A 15,564-nucleotide genomic window follows, 5' to 3' on the forward strand; every position below is an offset into this window, starting at 1 on the left:
GCCCAGCCGCTTCCAACTCGACGAAAGTGAGGGAAGGACACGCCGTGCCCGAACATGTACAAGCATCCGTCGCCGCCCCCGACAGCGTGATCATGCAGCCGACGACGCTCTGCAACCTCGATTGCCGTTACTGCTACCTGGCGGACCGCAAGAATGACCGTCGCATGACGCCCGCGGTCGCACGGGCGGTCGCCGCGTCCGTACGGCGCTGGTTGTCGAGCAGAGCCGTCGAGGTCATCTGGCACGGAGGCGAACCCCTGGCGGCTGGCCGCGACCACCTCGGGCTGCTGTTCGACCAGTTCGCCGACGTCGAGGTGTCCCACAGCATCCAGACGAATGCCGTGCTGATCGACGAGGCGTGGTCCGCGTGGTTGGCGGAACGTCACGTCCGTGTCGGCGTGAGCATCGACGGCGCCGAGTGTGACAACGAGGCGCGCGTCGACTTCGCGGGACGGCCCGCATTCCGGCGGATCGAACGCGGCATCCGACGGTTGGTTGCCGACGGGCACCCGGTGTCGGTAATCGCCGTCGTGTCCGACCCAACGCCGGAGCGCGCTCGACGCCTCTACCAAGCGGTCGCCGAGCTGGGCGCCCGGTGGTTGGGCGTGAACATCGAAGAGTGCGAAGGCGTGAACGACCGCAGCAACGAGCACGACCTCGGACAGGTCCGAGCGTTCTGGTCGGCACTGCTGGAAGAGTGGATCGCCGACGACCGGGTAGGGTTGCGCGACATCGATCGGGTGCTCGCCTATGCCGGGCGCGTGTTCAACGGCCACGCGGCGGGCGGCCGGACACCTGTGATCGACCCGCTTCCTACGGTCGGGTGGAACGGCAATGTCACGCTGATCTCGCCTGAACTTGCGGGCTTCAGGTCGGACCGCTTCGGTGATTTCGCGTGCGGCAACGTCCTAGCGCACGACCTCGACACGCTGGTCGAGCGCGGATCACGGTGCGCATGGGTCGCCGAGTACAGGCGTGGCCTCGCTCAATGCCATTCGACATGTCCGTATTTCGATTTCTGTGGAGGTGGTCACCCGGCGAACAGATACTTCGAGCTAGGCAGGTTCGATGTCGCGGAAACCAATTACTGCCGCAATGGTAAGATTGCATTAGTCGAGGGGGTGCTCGATGCCGCAAGGCGACCTGATCGACATTTCGAGCATGGTGTGGCGGAGTGAATCGGTGTTGCAGTCGCTGATCAGTCGCCGACCGATTTTCCCGTCGCTCCGCGCTTGGGACAACCGCGATTCGTGGGACAACGTCGGGGGCGGTTTCGACAACCGCCCGTCGTGGGACAACTGGAACAAGCGCTAATCGCTCACGGTGAGACCGGCCTCGGTGGCGATGAGGATCGCCGCCGAGGCTGCTTGCTCGGCGCTGATCCGGGCGCCGCGTAGTCCCAGCAGTCCGCTGGCTCCGGCGATCTGCGACGTCGTCAAATCGCACCCCACGGCCTTGGTCGCTTCGAACTCCACGCCTTCGAGCGAGCAGTCGGAGAACACGACGCTCGAAAGATCCCCGCTGATCGTGGCCTCGCGGAAGGTGCACTCGTGGAAGACGAGCGCGCCCTTCACGCTCTCGACATGGATGCTCGCATAGTCCAGGCGGCAGCCATCGATGTAGAGGTCGTTCGCCGACACCAGCGACATCCGGAAACCCATCGCGCGGCTGCGGACGATCTCGGTCCGCCGTGCTTTGACGCCCTGCCATGAGGCGCCGGACAGCTCGACGTCCTCGAATCGAACGTCAGACAATTCCAGCGGGGACAACCGAACACCGGATAGGTCGGCTGAACGCACCAGGGAACGCGCGAGGGTGCCCTGGCCCTTCACTTCAGCGAACTCTCCGGACTCGATGAGGAGTTCGTCGTCGTCGAATTCTCCCTTGAAGGTGAACGCCTCGTCGGTCAGCTCCTCCGGGTCAAATGCCGGACGCTGAAGGGTGTGTCCATGCCCCAGTTTGCGAAAGTCCATGTCGGGACCATACCGGAGCGGCTCGCATTCCGGGCGGTGGGGACATGCGAAAAATGCGAAGGCGAACGATCCGGTGAGACGATCGATGCGGGATTCGCGACGAGATGGAGGGGGAGCGGCGATGACGTCGAGGTCGGCCTCCGGGTGGCGGAAGTCCAGCTATTCCGGGCCCAACAGCAGCTGCGTCGAGGTCGGTCGGACGGCCGACGGCGGGGCCGCGGTGCGCGACACCAAGGACCGCGGCGGCGGGTTCTTCGTCGCCACCGCGGCCCAGTGGTCGGCTTTCCTCGCCGCCGTCCGGTGCGGCCGGTTCGGCTCAGGTCAGTTCTGACTCGGCCGCTTCGACCGCGGCGAACTCCTCCTCGGGGGCGTTGGCGACGAGGTGGTGGCGGCTGTGGAACCAGAAGTACGCCAGGGCGGCCAGGAAGATCGCGGCCGTGATGCCCGCCGCCACCTCGTCGACGAAGAACGTGGCCACGACCGCCGCCAGCGCCAGGACCAGGGCGATCGTGGTGGTCACGACGCCGCCGGGCGTGCGGTAGGGGCGGCCCAGCGCCGGTTCGCGGAAGCGGAGCACGATGTGCGAGAGGTTCAGCAGCACGTACGACACGGTGGCTCCGAAGACCGCGATGTTGATCAGCAGCGCGCCGTCGCCGGTCGCGGTGGCCAGCGCGAACCCGATGCAGCCGGGGACGATCAGCGCGAGGTAGGGCGTCTTGCGGGTGCCGGTGACCGACAGCCAGCGGGGCAGGTACCCCGCCCGGGAGAGGGCGAACAGCTGGCGCGACGAGGCGTAGACGATGGAGAAGAAGCTCGCGACCAGACCGGCCAGGCCGACGTAGTTGACCACCTCGGCCAGTGCGCTGTCGCCGCCCGCTGCGGCGCGGACCGCCGCGGGCAGCGGGTTGTCGGCACCCGCGATCGCCGACGAGCCCGCCCCGCCCGGGGCGAGCAGCAGGATCGTCGCGGCGAACACCAGCAGCACGCTGATCGCCGCGATGATGCCGCGCGGCATGTCCCGGCGCGGGTCGCGCGCCTCCTCGGCGGCCAGCGGAACTCCTTCCACCGCCAGGAAGAACCAGATGCCGTACACCAGCGAGGCCAGCACCCCGGCGTAGCCGTGCGGCAGGAAGTGGCTCGCGCCCAGTCCGGTGCCGGGCGCGATGTCGAACAGCTTGGCCACCGAGAACTCCGGGATCATGCCGACGGCGAAGGCGACCAGCGCGACCACCGCGACCGCGGTGATGGCGAACATCAGCCGCAGCGCCTCGCCGACCCCGTAGATGTGGATGCCGATGAAGACGACGAAGCACGCCAGGTAGACCGGCCAGCCGTTGGTCAACCCGAACAACCCGAGCGATTCGACGTAACCGCCGATGAACACCGCGATGGCCGCCGGGGCGATCGAGTACTCGATGAGGATCGCGGTGCCGGTGGCGAATCCGCCGAGCGGGCCGAGAGCGCGCCGGGCGAAACCGTACCCCGCCCCGGCCACCGGCAGCGCCGAAGCCATTTCGGCGAGGCCGAAGACCATGCAGGTGTACATCGCCGCCATCAGGGCGGTGGCCAGCAGCAGGCCACCCCAGCCGCCCTGGGCCAGGCCGTAGTTCCACCCGGCGAAGTCGCCCGAGATCACGTAGGACACGCCGAGCCCGGCGAGCAGCACCCAGCCCGCCGCGCCTCGTTTGAGCTGCCGGTTCCGCAGGTAGTCGCCGCCGGCGTGCTCGTAGCCGACCTGGCGTCGTTTTCCGGTCACGAGAGGGTCCTTCCGAGCGGGTACCACATTGGTATGGCCGTGGACCATTGGTTGGTCGAGCAGAGTGCTGCGCTCGGCGGGGGATGTCAATACCCGTTCCGCTGAAGTTGATGTTGCGCCCGGATTTCCGGCGGAGCGCGCTGTTGACAGCGGTCGGGGCTGCTGCTTCCATGAGTGCCCTCAAAGGTCTGTTCCCATACCAATGGTGACCGGCGCGCGCCGGTCGGAGGGAGTCACCGGTGCTGAGCAGCGAACCGCCGTTGACCGTGGACCGCCTGCGCGAGAAGGTCGAGACCGGCGAGGTCGACACCGTCGTGGTCGCGTTGACCGACATGCAGGGCCGGTTGCAGGGCAAGCGCTGCTCCGGGCGCTACTTCCTGGACCAGGTCCTCGCCCACGGCACCGAGGCGTGCAACTACCTGCTCGCGGTGGACGTCGACATGGCCACTGTGGACGGATACGCGATGACGTCCTGGGAGACCGGCTACGGCGACTTCGTGCTGCGCCCGGATCTCGGGACGCTGCGCCTGGTCCCGTGGCAGGAGGCCACCGCGCTGGTGCTGTGCGACGTGCTGTGGCACTCGGGCGAACCCGTCGCCCCGTCGCCGCGCCAGGTGCTGCGCAAGCAGCTGGACCGCCTCGCCGAACTCGGCCTGCGCGCGTTCGTCGGAACCGAGTTGGAGTTCCTGGTCTTCCGGGACAGCTACGAGCAGGCGTGGGACAAGCGCTACCACGGGTTGACCCCGGCCAATCAGTACAATGTGGACTACTCCATCGCCGGGACCGGCAGGATAGAACGGCTGCTGCGCCGCATCCGCAACGACATGACCGGGGCCGGGCTCTACGTCGAGTCCGCCAAGGGGGAGTGCAACCTCGGCCAGCACGAGATCGCCATCCGCTACGACGAGGCGTTGGCCAGTTGCGACAACCACGCGCTCTACAAGAACGGCGCCAAGGAGATCGCCGCGCAGGAGGGCATGAGCCTCAGCTTCATGGCCAAGTACGACCAGCGGGAGGGCAACTCCTGCCACATCCACGTCAGCCTGCGCGACGCCGACGGCTCCGCGATGCCCGGTGCCGGCCGGTACGGGTTCTCGCCGCTCATGGAGCACTTCATCGCCGGGCAGCTCGCGTGCCTGCCGGAGTTCACCTACTTCCTGGCGCCGAACATCAACTCCTACAAGCGTTTCGCGCCCGGCAGCTTCGCCCCGACCCAGGTCGCGTGGGGGCGCGACAACCGCACCTGCGCGCTGCGCGTGGTCGGGCACGGCGAGGGCCTGCGCGTGGAGAACCGCGTCCCCGGCGGGGACGTGAACCCCTACCTCGCGGTCGCCGCGTTGCTGGCGGCCGGACTCCACGGGATCACCGAGGAATTACCGCTCGAACCGATGCTGGAAGGCAACGCCTACACGGCGGACAAGGACGGCGTGCCGACGACGTTGCGGCAGGCCGCCGGGCTGCTGGCGGACAGCAAGATCGCGGCCGAGGCGTTCGGCCGCGACGTCGTGGACCACTACGTCAACGCCGCGCGCGTCGAACTGGACGCGTTCGACTCGGCCGTCACCGACTGGGAGCGGATCCGTGGTTTCGAACGGCTGTGACCGCCCGGTCGTCGGCATCAGCACCTACGTCGAGCAGGCCAGCTGGGGCGTCTGGAACCGGGAAGCCGCGCTGCTGCCGTACGTCTACGTCAGCGGCGTGCACCGGGCGGGCGGCATGCCGGTGATGCTCCCCGTGCTGCCGGACTCCGCCGACACCGCGGTGTCCACTGTGGATGCCGTGGTGATAGCCGGTGGTGCCGACGTCGATCCCGCGCGGTACGGGCGGTCCGCGCATCCCGCGCTCGGACCGGTGCAACCGCACCGGGACGTCTGGGAGGAGGAGCTGATCCGGTGCGCGCTGCGGCGCGGGACCCCGGTGCTCGGGGTGTGCCGGGGAGCCCAGGTGCTCAACGTGGCGCTCGGCGGCACGTTGCACCAGCACCTGCCGGATTCGGTGCGCCACCGGCGACATCAGCCCGCTCCCGCGGAATTCGGCACCAGCGAGGTGCGGGTCCGACCGCGGACCCGCCTCGCTGCGGTGCTGGGCGAGCGGGTCGGCGTGCCCTGCTACCACCACCAGGCCATCGACGAGATCGGGCGGGGACTGGAAGTGGTGGCGCGGGCCGAGGACGGCACGGTCGAGGCGGTCGAGCTGCCCGGCCACCGCTTCGCCATCGGCGTGCAGTGGCACCCGGAACAGGACGCAGTGGACAACCGGCTGTTCGCGGCGCTGGTCGCCGCGGCGAAGGAGGTACGCGGTGAACACCGCGCATGACGTGATCAACCCCGCGACCGAACAGGTCGTGGAGACCGTGCGGCTGTGCTCGGTGGCCGAGACCGACGAGGCCGTCGCGAAGGCGGTGCGCGCCCAGCGCACCTGGGCCGCGCTGGCACCGGCCGACCGCGCCCGGCTGCTGCGCCGGTTCGCCGACGCCGTGGACGGCGACGTCGAGAACCTGGCGCGGCTGGAGGTCCGCAACTCCGGGCACACCATCGGCAACGCGCGCGGCGAGGCGGCCAACGTCCGCGACGTGCTGGAGTACTACGCGGCGGCGCCGGAACGGCTGTTCGGGCGGCAGATCCCGGTCGCGGGCGGGATCGACGTGACCTTCCAGGAACCGCTCGGCGTGGTCGGCGTCATCGTGCCGTGGAACTTCCCGATGCCGATCGCCGGATGGGGCTTCGCCCCCGCGCTGGCCGCCGGCAACGCCGTGCTGCTCAAACCCGCCGAACTCACCCCGCTCACCGCGCTGCGCCTCGGTGAACTCGCGCTGGAAGCCGGACTTCCCGAGGGACTGCTCCAGGTCCTGCCCGGCGCGGGCCCGGTGGTCGGCGAACGGTTCGTCACCCACCCCGACGTGCGCAAGGTCGTGTTCACCGGCTCGACCCGCGTCGGCACCCGGATCATGGCGGGCTGCGCGCAGCAGGTGAAGCGGGTGACGCTGGAACTCGGCGGCAAGAGCGCCAACATCGTCTTCGCCGACGCGGACCTGGAGCGGGCCGCGGCCACCGCCCCCTACGGCGTGTTCGACAACGCGGGGCAGGACTGCTGCGCGCGGTCCCGCATCCTCGTGCAGCGCTCGGTGCACGACCGCTTCATGGAACTGCTGGAACCGGCGGTGCGCGGGGTCGTGGTCGGCGACCCGAACGACGAGAAGACCGAGATGGGGCCGCTGATCTCCGCCGCGCACCGCGAGAAGGTCGCCGGTTACGTGCCGGACGGGGCGCCGGTCGCGTTCCGGGGCGAGGCGCCGGACGGGCCCGGTTTCTGGTTCCCGCCCACGGTCCTCGCGCCGGTCGAGGTCACCGACCCGGCCTTCACCGAGGAGATCTTCGGGCCGGTCGTCACCGTCGTGCCGTTCGACGACGAGGCCGACGCGGTGCGCATCGCCAACGACACCGACTACGGGCTGTCCGGGTCGATCTGGACCCGCGACACCGGGCGGGCGCTGCGGGTCTCCCGCGCCGTGGAGGCCGGGAACCTGTCGGTCAACTCGCACGCGTCCGTGCGGCACAGCACGCCGTTCGGCGGGTTCAAGCGCTCCGGCCTCGGCCGGGAGCTCGGCCCCGACGCCGCCGCCGCGTTCACCGAGACCAAGAACGTGTTCATCAGCACCGAGGAGTGAGGACATGACCGGACGTCTGCAGGACCGCGTGGCCGTCATCACCGGCGGCGGCAGCGGCATCGGCCTGGCCACCGCGCGGCGCTTCGCCTCCGAGGGGGCCAAGGTCGCGATCGTCGACATCGACCAGGACACCGGCAAGCGCGCCGCCGACGAGGTCGGCGGGACGTTCGTCGCCGCCGACGTCACCGACCCCGACGCGGTCGCGGGCCTGTTCGCCGAGGTGCACGACCGGTACGGGTCGGTGGACATCGCCTTCAACAACGCGGGGATCTCCCCGCCCGACGACGACTCCATCCTGGACACCGACCTCGACGCGTGGCGCCGGGTGCAGGAGGTCAACCTCACCTCGGTCTACCTGTGCTGCAAGCACGCCATCCCGTACATGCGGCGGCAGGGCAAGGGGTCGATCATCAACACCGCGTCGTTCGTGGCCGTCATGGGCGCGGCGACCTCGCAGATCTCCTACACCGCCAGCAAAGGCGGGGTGCTGTCGCTGTCGCGGGAACTCGGCGTGCAGTTCGCCCGCGAGGGGATCCGGGTCAACGCGCTGTGCCCGGGACCGGTGAACACCCCGCTGCTGCAGGAGTTGTTCGCCAAGGACCCGGAGCGGGCCCAGCGGCGGCTGGTGCACGTGCCCATGGGTCGCTTCGCCGAGGCCGACGAGATCGCCGCCGCGGTCACGTTCCTGGCCAGCGACGACGCCTCGTTCGTCACGGCCTCGCAGTTCCTCGTGGACGGTGGCATCTCCGGCGCCTACGTCACGCCGCTGTGACCGGTGCGCGTATCGTCGCCGGGGACACTGTCTCGGGAGTGACGAGTTGACCAGCAGCGGAGACGAACCCCTCGTCCTGCAGGACCGGGCGAGCGACGCGTTGTTCCGCGCCGTGCGCACCGGCAACGCGTTCGAGGAGACCGTGGAACGGCTGCTGCAGGCCATCCGGCTCGGCGTGGTGGCGCCCGGCGAGCGGCTGCCCGCCGAGCGGGAACTGGCCACCCGGCTCAAGGTCAGCCGGGTCACGCTGCGGGAGGCCATCCGCGCGTTGCAGGAGGCGGGTTACGTGGAGTCCCGCCGCGGCCGGTACGGCGGGACCTTCGTCAACGTCGAACCGCCCCGCTCGACCCGCAAGGGGCCGCGCCGGATCGCCCGCGAGATGGGCGTCGACCTGCACGACGCCCTGACCCACCGGCACGTGCTGGAAACCGGTGCCGCCGAGATGGCCGCCGCCCGCGATCTCGGCGAGGCCGAACGGGCGCACCTGGTGTCGCTGCTGTCCAACGCGGGCAACGCGGAACTGCAGAACTACCGGCGGATGGACTCCCGCCTGCACCTGGCCATCGCGGAGCTCACCGGCTCGGCGTCGCTGACCTCCGCGGTGGCCGACGTGCGGATGCGGCTCAACGAACTCCTCGACGCGATACCCCTGCTGGAGCGCAACATCGTGCACTCCAACGAACAGCACGAGGAGGTCGTGCGCGCCATCCTCGACGGCGACCCCGATGCGGCGCGCCGCAGCATGGCCGAACACCTCGACGGCACCGCCTCGCTCCTCCGGGGCTTCCTGTCCTGAGAGCCCGTCGGTGGACTCGTCGTGCGTGGCACGTCGGGTTGCCCGGACGGGCGGCCGCGGCGCTGAAGGGGTGGCTGGTTCCGGTGTTCTTCGAACTGGCGAACTAGACTTCGGCGAGTGGCGGAATACCGGATCGACGACCTGGCCCGGGCTGCGGGAACGACCGTGCGCAACGTGCGCGTCTACCAGGACCGCGGGCTGCTGCCACCGCCGCGGCGGAGCGGGCGCGCGGCGATCTACTCCGACGCGCACCTGGTACGGCTGCGGCTGATCATCAACATGCTGGAGCGCGGTTACGCGTTCGCGCAGATCAAGGAGATGCTGTCCGCGTGGGCGGCCGGTCGCAGCCTCGCCGACGTGCTCGGCCTGGAGGAAGAGGTGGGCGCTTCCTGGGCCGACGAGGCGCCGCGCGCGGTGACCACCGCCGAACTGCGCGAGCTGTTCGGCGACGAGCTCACCGAGGACAACATCGCGCGGGCGGTCGAACTCGGGATGCTGGAACGCAGCGGACGGCGGTACGTCGCACCCAGCCCGCGGCTGCTGGAAGCCGGGGCGGAACTCGTCGGGCTCGGCGTGCCGCTCGACGAGGTCATCGACCTGGCGGACCAGTTGCAGGACGACATCGACCACGTCGCCGGGCTGCTCGTCGAGGTCGTCCGCAAGCACGTGCTGACCCGGGCGGTGCCCGACGCCGACGAGATCCCCTACTACTCCGACGTGCTGCGCAGGCTGCGGCCGCTGGTGATGTCCGCGCTGCACGCGGCGGCGGCGCGCTCCGCCGAACGCGTCATCCCGCAGGTGCTCGGCGACCGGCTCGTCGAACTCGTCGGCGAAGGCCACGAACCCGGCCAGGCGTCCTGAGCACCCGCCGTCGAACTCGTTGTGCGTGGTGGTGCCGGAACCGCCCTGGCGGAAGGGAAAGCGGTTGACGCCGCTTGCCGTGCCCGTTCCGGGAACCAGGTTCGAAGCCCGGCGCCCCCGGCGTTCGCGCCCGAGAAACGGCCGCTCGGGTCGCGCGACCCGAGCGGCCGTTTCGCCGGTGTGGTCAGTTGGTGCCGAAGCCCGCTCGGCGGAGGGCGTCCGCCAGCGCGCCGGACGGTTCCTGGCGCTGCTTGCGCTGCTGGCCGCCGCGCGGGCGCTGGCCGCCGCGACCGCCGCCGTTGCCACCGCCCTTGCCGCTGTTCTTGCCACCGCGACCACCGCCGCCGTTGCCGCCGCGCTCCGCGCGACCGCCGCCGGAGGCGTCGTCGTCCAGGCGCAGCGTCAGCGAGATGCGCTTGCGCTGGGTGTCCACGTCGAGGACCTTGACGCGGACGATGTCCCCGGACTTGACCACGTCGCGCGGGTCGTTGACGAAGTTCTTCGACATCGCCGAGACGTGCACCAGGCCGTCCTGGTGGACGCCGATGTCGACGAACGCGCCGAACGCGGCGACGTTGGTGACCACGCCCTCCAGGGTCATGCCCGGTTCGAGGTCCGCCAGCGTCTCGACGCCTTCGGCGAACGCCGCGGTCTTGAATTCCGGCCGGGGGTCGCGGCCCGGCTTCTCCAGCTCGGCGAGGATGTCGCTGACCGTCGGCAGGCCGAACGTGTCGTCGACGAAGTCCTGCGGCCGCAACGACCGCAGCGCCCTGCCGTTGCCGATGATCTCGGTGATCCCACTGCCGGTGGCGTCCAGGATGCGGTGCACCACCGGGTACGCCTCCGGGTGCACGGCCGAGGCGTCGAGCGGGTCGTCGCCGTCCGGGATCCGCAGGAAGCCGGCGCACTGCTCGAACGCCTTCGGGCCCAGCCGCGCGACGTCCTTGAGCGCCTGGCGGGTGCGGAACGGCCCGTTGTCGTCGCGGTGCTGCACGATGTTCTCGGCCAGCCCCTCGCTGATACCGGAAACCCGGGTGAGCAGGGGTGCGGAGGCGGTGTTGACGTCGACGCCGACCGCGTTCACCGCGTCCTCGACGACCGCGTCGAGCGAGCGGGACAGCTTCGCCTCGGACACGTCGTGCTGGTACTGGCCCACGCCGATGGACTTGGGGTCGATCTTGACCAGCTCGGCCAGCGGGTCCTGCAGGCGCCGGGCGATCGACACCGCGCCCCGCAGCGAGACGTCGAGGTCCGGCAGTTCCCGGGAGGCGTAGGCGGAGGCCGAGTAGACCGACGCGCCCGCCTCGGACACCGAGATCTTCGTCAGGCCCAGCTCGGGGTGCTTGCCGATGAGGTCACCGGCGAGCTTGTCGGTCTCCCGGGACGCGGTGCCGTTGCCGATCGCGATCAGCTCCACGCCGTGCTGCGCGGCCAGCCGGGCCAGGACGTCGAGCGCCTCGTCCCACCGGCGCTGCGGCTGGTGCGGGTAGATCGTCTCGGTGGCGGCGAGCTTGCCGGTGCCGTCGACGACCGCGACCTTGACGCCGGTGCGGTAGCCCGGGTCCAGGCCCATCGTCGGCCGGGTCCCGGCGGGCGCGGCCAGCAGCAGGTCGCGCAGGTTCGCGGCGAACACGCGGACCGCCTCGTCCTCGGCGTTCTGCCGCAGGCGCAGTCGGAGGTCGACGCTCAGCCGGGTCAGGATGCGGGTCCGCCACGCCCAGCGCACCACACCGGACAACCACCGGTCGGCCGGGCGGCCGCGGTCGGCGATGTCGAAGCGCTGCGCGACCATCCGCTCGTACTCCGTGGGCCCCTCCTCCTGCGCGGTGCCGTCGTCCGGCTCCAGCGACAGGTCCAGGACCTCCTCCTTCTCGCCGCGCAGCAGGGCGAGCACCCGGTGCGAGGGCAGATCGGTGAACGCCTCGGAGAACTCGAAGTAGTCGGCGAACTTCGCGCCCTCGTCCTGCTTGCCGTCGCGCACCCGGGACACCATGCGGCCGCGCGTCCACATCCGCTCGCGAAGTTCGCCGATCAGGTCGGCGTCCTCGGAGAACCGCTCGACGAGGATCGACCGGGCGCCCTCCAGCGCACCGGCGGCGTCCGCGACGCCCTTGTCGGCGTCGACGAAACCGGCCGCCTCCTGCTCGGGGTCCAGGCTCGGATCGGCCAGCAGCCGGTCGGCCAGCGGCTGCAGACCGGCCTCGATGGCGATCTGCGCCTTGGTGCGCCGCTTGGGCTTGTAGGGCAGGTAGATGTCCTCCAGCCGCGCCTTGGAGTCGGCGGCGCGGATCCGCGCCTCCAACTCCTCGGTGAGCTTGCCCTGCGAGCGGATCGACTCCAGCACCGTGCTCCGCCGCTCGTCCAGCTCGCGCAGGTAGTGCAACCGCTCTTCCAGCGTGCGCAGCTGGGCGTCGTCGAGCGCGCCGGTCACCTCCTTGCGGTAGCGCGCGATGAACGGCACGGTCGCCCCGCCGTCGAGCAGGTCGACGGCGGCCTCCACCTGTCGCTCGCGGACGCCGAGTTCCTCGGCGATCTTCTGGTGAACCGATGTCGTCACGATGCTGATCCGCCTTCTGTTGCGATCTTCGCCAGATCCGGCCCCGCATTCTGCCGGACGCCGCACGTCGCCCTGGTCCCGACGTGCGTCGGCGTGTCGGGCCGGTCGCGGACCGGGGCGGGGCGGTCACTCCGCGCGGCTGATCGGTGCGGGGCGACCGGCGTTGTCGCGCAACGGGAACGGCCGGTCACGCACCGCCGCGGGAGACCAGTGCGGTCAGGACGGGCGGTTGCGGGCCAGCCAGCGGCGCCGGTGTTCGGCCGCGAGGCGCTCGGCTTCCGCCTGGGCAGCGGGGGAGACCTCGTCGTCGCACCAGGACTGGAGCACGGGCAGCAGGTGGGCCAGGAAGTCGCGGCCCGCACCGGTGAGATCGCCGTGCTCGGCGAGGGTGCGGGCGGCGTCGCGGGTGGCGGTGCGCCAGCGCGCGAACTCGGTGTCGGCGCGCCGGTCCGGCCGCTCGCGGCGCCAGAAGCCGGTGACGCCGAGGTGCGCGTAGATGCCCTGCAGCAGCCCGGCGGCCGGGCGCGGGTCCTCGCGCCACGGGGCGTAGAAGCGGACGCCGTCGTCCGGGGCGAGCAGCGGCACCAGGTCGATCAGCGCCGCCAGCTTGGTGTGCTGCACCTCGTGCGCGAGGGTGAGGGCGGCGGACCGGGCGTCGTCGGGCAACGACATCGCCACGCACCCGAACAGGTCGTTGAAGGTGGCGCTGACCTGGCCCGTCGACGAATTCACCAGCGGAGTCAGCACCCGCAGCGCCGCCGCGACCTCCTCGGCGACCGGCCGGTGCCACCGCACCAGGTGCCGCCAACCCTCGGCGAGGCGGCGCTGCCACAGGTCGCGGCGAGCCGAACCAGTGGCGCGTGGGCGCCTCGGTGGGGGGTGGTGGTCGGGTGACGGGTTGTCGGTGGCGCGCAGGCGCTTCCGTGGGGGGTGGTGGTCGGGTGACGGGTTGTCGGTGGCGCGCAGGCGCTTCCGTGGGGGGTGGTGGTCGGGTGACGGGTTGTCGGTGGCGCGCAGGCGCTTCCGTGGGGGGTGGTGGTCGGGTGACGGGAGGGCAGGTTCCACGGCCACGTTGTCGGGCACGGGGCGGTCGCCGAGCCCGTCGACGGCGAGGTCCAGGCGCAGGCCGTCGTGCTCGGCGCGGATCCGGTCGAGGCCCCGCCAGCCGGGGCCCGAGCCCAGCTGCGCGGTCGTGCGCCCGTCGGTGAGCGTCCCGGCGACCAGGTGCACCGGTCCGCACGGGGGTGCGGGCAACGTCGCCACCCCGACCGACGGCAGCGCCACCGACTCGGCGGGCGGGAGTTCGACGGGCACGTCGACACCGCCGCGCCACGCCGCCGCGGCGGCGACGTGCGCGAGGCGTTCCGGCTCGGCCTCCTCGGTGCGCCCCGCGTCCAGCCGCAGGGCGGTCCGCAACGCCCACGCGCCGACGTGCGGATATCCGACCACGTCGGCGACGGCGCGCGGCGCGCGGCGCTCCACCTCGCCGAGCGCGCGGAAGGCGCACCGCGTCAGGCGGGCGCCCGGATGTCCGGTGGCGTCGGCGAGGTCGAGGATCGCGCGCAGCAGCAACAGGGTCTTGCTGCGGCGCGCGTCGGCCAGCAGCCGGATCGCCTCCGGCCCGCCGCCGCCCCGGGCCAGCGCCGCGAACACCTCGCCGGGGATCCGGTGCCGCGCCGTCACGCCGGTTCTTCCCGCAGCCGCGCCACGTCCCGGGCGACGGTGTCGCGGATGTGGCCGATCAGCCGGTACAGATCCGGGCAGTACACCGACGGGTTGGCGAAACCGCCGCCGCGCCGGTACCGGTGCGCGTGCAGACCACCTCCGCACACCCGGTGCAGCCGGCAGGAGCGGCAGTCCGGGGCGATTTCCGGCGCCCGCAGCGCGGGCGAGCGCAGCGCGTCGTCGAAGGAGTCGGTGGCCACGTGGCAGCCGGTCGCGGCCGCGCCCTGGTAGGCCGAGGTGAGCATGTCGGACGCCTCGATCGAACCGTCGGTCTCCACCACCGCCATCGGCGGTGCGGACAGGCCGATGCCCTCGACCGCGGACTGCCCGCCGAGCAGCACGTGGAGCACCTCGGTGAACAGCCGCACCCGGGTTTCCCGCACGGGAGCGCGGTACCAGCGGTCGAACACCGCGATCAGCCAGTCCGCGTACGGGGTCGCGGTGGTGCCCGGGCCCCGGCCGGGCGGCGGGGACGACCAGTTCCCGTTCGGCAGCAGGAAATCCACCGCGGGCGGGTCGAACCGCAGCAGGCTCTCGTAGGTCTCGACCGGGTCGTTGCGCACGTCGACGGTGCACAGCAGCCCGCCGTACACCTCGGGGTGGCGGCGCAGCGCGGTGAGCGACTCGGCCACCGCGGCGTAGCTGCCGGTCCCGCCGCGGCGCTTGCGGCGCCGGTCGTGGGCCTGCCGCGAACCGTCCAGGCTGACGCCGACGCGGACCCCGAGTTCGCCGAACAGGCGCAGGAAACGGGAGTCCAGGCGGAGTCCGTTGGTCTGCAGCCCCACCCGCACCGCGGTGCGCGGCCCGACCGCCTCGCGGACCGCCGACACGCAGAACGCCAGCCGGTCCGGCCCGGCCAGCAGCGGTTCGCCGCCGTGCAGCACCACGTCGACACCGGCGAGACCGTGCGCGTGGGCGTGTTCGGCGATCCGGTCGGCGGCCTGCCGCGCGGTCCGCCGGGACATCACCACCGGCCGCTCCCGCCACCGCTGGTCGGCCATCGTGTAGACGTAGCAGTGGTCGCAGGCCAGGTCGCACCGGCTGTGGACCTTGAGGATGAACTGCCGCAGGAACCGTTGCGCGGGCCGCGCCATGCCCGCTGATTCTAGGTGCGCGCCCGGTGCCCGCCCTACGCCGAACGGACGCAGCGGGTGCGGCGCGTCCACAGTGGTCGCGCTGCTCCGAACGGAGTGCGGTGCGCGCACTGCCCACCTGCCGCGGCCTAGATCCACTAACGTTGGTCGTGTCCTGGAGGACGAACGGGCGGTGCTGGACATGGGTGACGGCGAGGCCGATCTGCGGTCGGACCTGATCGACCTGACCGAGGTCGATCTGGCCCGGCTCGCCGAGCTGCCGAGTTCGGCGCTGGCCGTGTCGCTGCGCCGGATCCTGCAGGACGACGGCACCTCACCGGACCAGTACGCCTCGTTCCAGAACACCATCTGACCAGGGGGAGC

General features: G+C 71.4%; 15 protein-coding genes. 10 read left to right on the forward strand and 5 right to left on the reverse strand.

Going from position 1 to position 15,564, the window contains the following annotated elements; genetic code table 11:
- The first annotated feature begins 44 nt into the window (after positions 1–44).
- Complete coding sequence (gene amcB / locus NV263_RS08565; protein ID WP_263252029.1) at positions 45–1,178, forward strand: cyclophane-forming radical SAM peptide maturase AmcB; 1,134 nt, start codon at positions 45–47, stop codon at positions 1,176–1,178.
- Positions 1,162–1,314, forward strand: a complete 153-nt coding sequence (gene amcA / locus NV263_RS30655) for a multiple cyclophane-containing RiPP AmcA (RefSeq protein WP_397545619.1) — start codon at positions 1,162–1,164, stop codon at positions 1,312–1,314. The genes amcB and amcA overlap by 17 nt, the downstream gene beginning before the upstream one ends.
- Here the strand turns inward: amcA and NV263_RS08570 are convergent.
- A complete protein-coding gene (locus NV263_RS08570; RefSeq protein WP_263252030.1) occupies positions 1,311–1,973 on the reverse strand; it encodes a pentapeptide repeat-containing protein in 663 nt (220 codons plus the stop codon). The genes amcA and NV263_RS08570 overlap by 4 nt on opposite strands.
- A gap of 121 nt (positions 1,974–2,094) precedes the next feature.
- On the opposite strand from NV263_RS08570, the gene NV263_RS08575 reads away from it, so the two are divergent.
- Entirely contained in the window at positions 2,095–2,304 is a 210-nt protein-coding gene (locus tag NV263_RS08575; RefSeq protein ID WP_263252031.1) for a DUF397 domain-containing protein, read from the forward strand.
- Here the strand turns inward: NV263_RS08575 and eat are convergent.
- On the reverse strand, positions 2,290–3,729 hold the full coding sequence (gene eat, locus NV263_RS08580) for an ethanolamine permease (RefSeq protein ID WP_263252032.1): 1,440 nt from the start codon (positions 3,727–3,729) through the stop codon (positions 2,290–2,292). The two genes, NV263_RS08575 and eat, sit on opposite strands and share 15 nt — an antisense overlap.
- 239 nt (positions 3,730–3,968) lie before the next feature.
- Between eat and NV263_RS08585 the strand changes: the two genes are divergently transcribed.
- From NV263_RS08585 to NV263_RS08610, 6 genes are all read left to right on the forward strand, one after another.
- The gene (locus tag NV263_RS08585) at positions 3,969–5,330 is read left to right on the forward strand and encodes a glutamine synthetase family protein (protein WP_263252033.1); all 1,362 of its coding nucleotides are present in this window, start codon (positions 3,969–3,971) and stop codon (positions 5,328–5,330) included.
- Positions 5,311–6,045 (forward strand): gamma-glutamyl-gamma-aminobutyrate hydrolase family protein, encoded by a 735-nt coding sequence (locus NV263_RS08590; protein WP_263252034.1) that lies wholly within the window; start codon positions 5,311–5,313, stop codon positions 6,043–6,045. The genes NV263_RS08585 and NV263_RS08590 overlap by 20 nt, the downstream gene beginning before the upstream one ends.
- On the forward strand, positions 6,029–7,396 hold the full coding sequence (locus NV263_RS08595; RefSeq protein ID WP_263252035.1) for an aldehyde dehydrogenase family protein: 1,368 nt from the start codon (positions 6,029–6,031) through the stop codon (positions 7,394–7,396). Before NV263_RS08590 ends, NV263_RS08595 begins: the two co-directional genes overlap by 17 nt.
- Positions 7,397–7,400: 4 nt before the next feature.
- Positions 7,401–8,168 (forward strand): 3-oxoacyl-ACP reductase, encoded by a 768-nt coding sequence (locus NV263_RS08600; RefSeq protein ID WP_263252036.1) that lies wholly within the window; start codon positions 7,401–7,403, stop codon positions 8,166–8,168.
- A 46-nt stretch (positions 8,169–8,214) separates the two neighbouring features.
- Complete coding sequence (locus NV263_RS08605; RefSeq protein WP_263252037.1) at positions 8,215–8,964, forward strand: FadR/GntR family transcriptional regulator; 750 nt, start codon at positions 8,215–8,217, stop codon at positions 8,962–8,964.
- Between the two features lie 117 nt (positions 8,965–9,081).
- Positions 9,082–9,825: a MerR family transcriptional regulator gene (locus NV263_RS08610; RefSeq protein ID WP_263252038.1), complete on the forward strand. Its 744-nt coding sequence runs from the start codon at positions 9,082–9,084 to the stop codon at positions 9,823–9,825.
- Between the two features lie 184 nt (positions 9,826–10,009).
- Here NV263_RS08610 and NV263_RS08615 read toward each other — a convergent pair whose 3' ends face one another.
- The 3 genes from NV263_RS08615 to NV263_RS08625 all read right to left on the reverse strand — a co-directional run bounded on the left by NV263_RS08615 (position 10,010) and on the right by NV263_RS08625 (position 15,201).
- Positions 10,010–12,382, reverse strand: coding sequence for a Tex family protein (locus tag NV263_RS08615; protein WP_263252039.1), 2,373 nt, complete (start codon positions 12,380–12,382; stop codon positions 10,010–10,012).
- 216 nt (positions 12,383–12,598) lie between these two features.
- A complete protein-coding gene (locus NV263_RS08620) occupies positions 12,599–14,065 on the reverse strand; it encodes an aKG-HExxH-type peptide beta-hydroxylase (protein ID WP_263252040.1) in 1,467 nt (488 codons plus the stop codon).
- On the reverse strand, positions 14,062–15,201 hold the full coding sequence (locus tag NV263_RS08625; protein WP_263252041.1) for an FxsB family cyclophane-forming radical SAM/SPASM peptide maturase: 1,140 nt from the start codon (positions 15,199–15,201) through the stop codon (positions 14,062–14,064). The genes NV263_RS08620 and NV263_RS08625 overlap by 4 nt, the downstream gene beginning before the upstream one ends.
- Positions 15,202–15,382: 181 nt before the next feature.
- On the opposite strand from NV263_RS08625, the gene fxsA reads away from it, so the two are divergent.
- Positions 15,383–15,553, forward strand: a complete 171-nt coding sequence (fxsA, locus tag NV263_RS08630) for an FxSxx-COOH cyclophane-containing RiPP peptide (protein ID WP_263254130.1) — start codon at positions 15,383–15,385, stop codon at positions 15,551–15,553.
- Positions 15,554–15,564: the final 11 nt, after the last annotated feature.

The organism is Saccharopolyspora rosea (genome assembly GCF_025643595.1).
Taxonomy (GTDB): Bacteria; Actinomycetota; Actinomycetes; order Mycobacteriales; family Pseudonocardiaceae; genus Saccharopolyspora; species Saccharopolyspora rosea.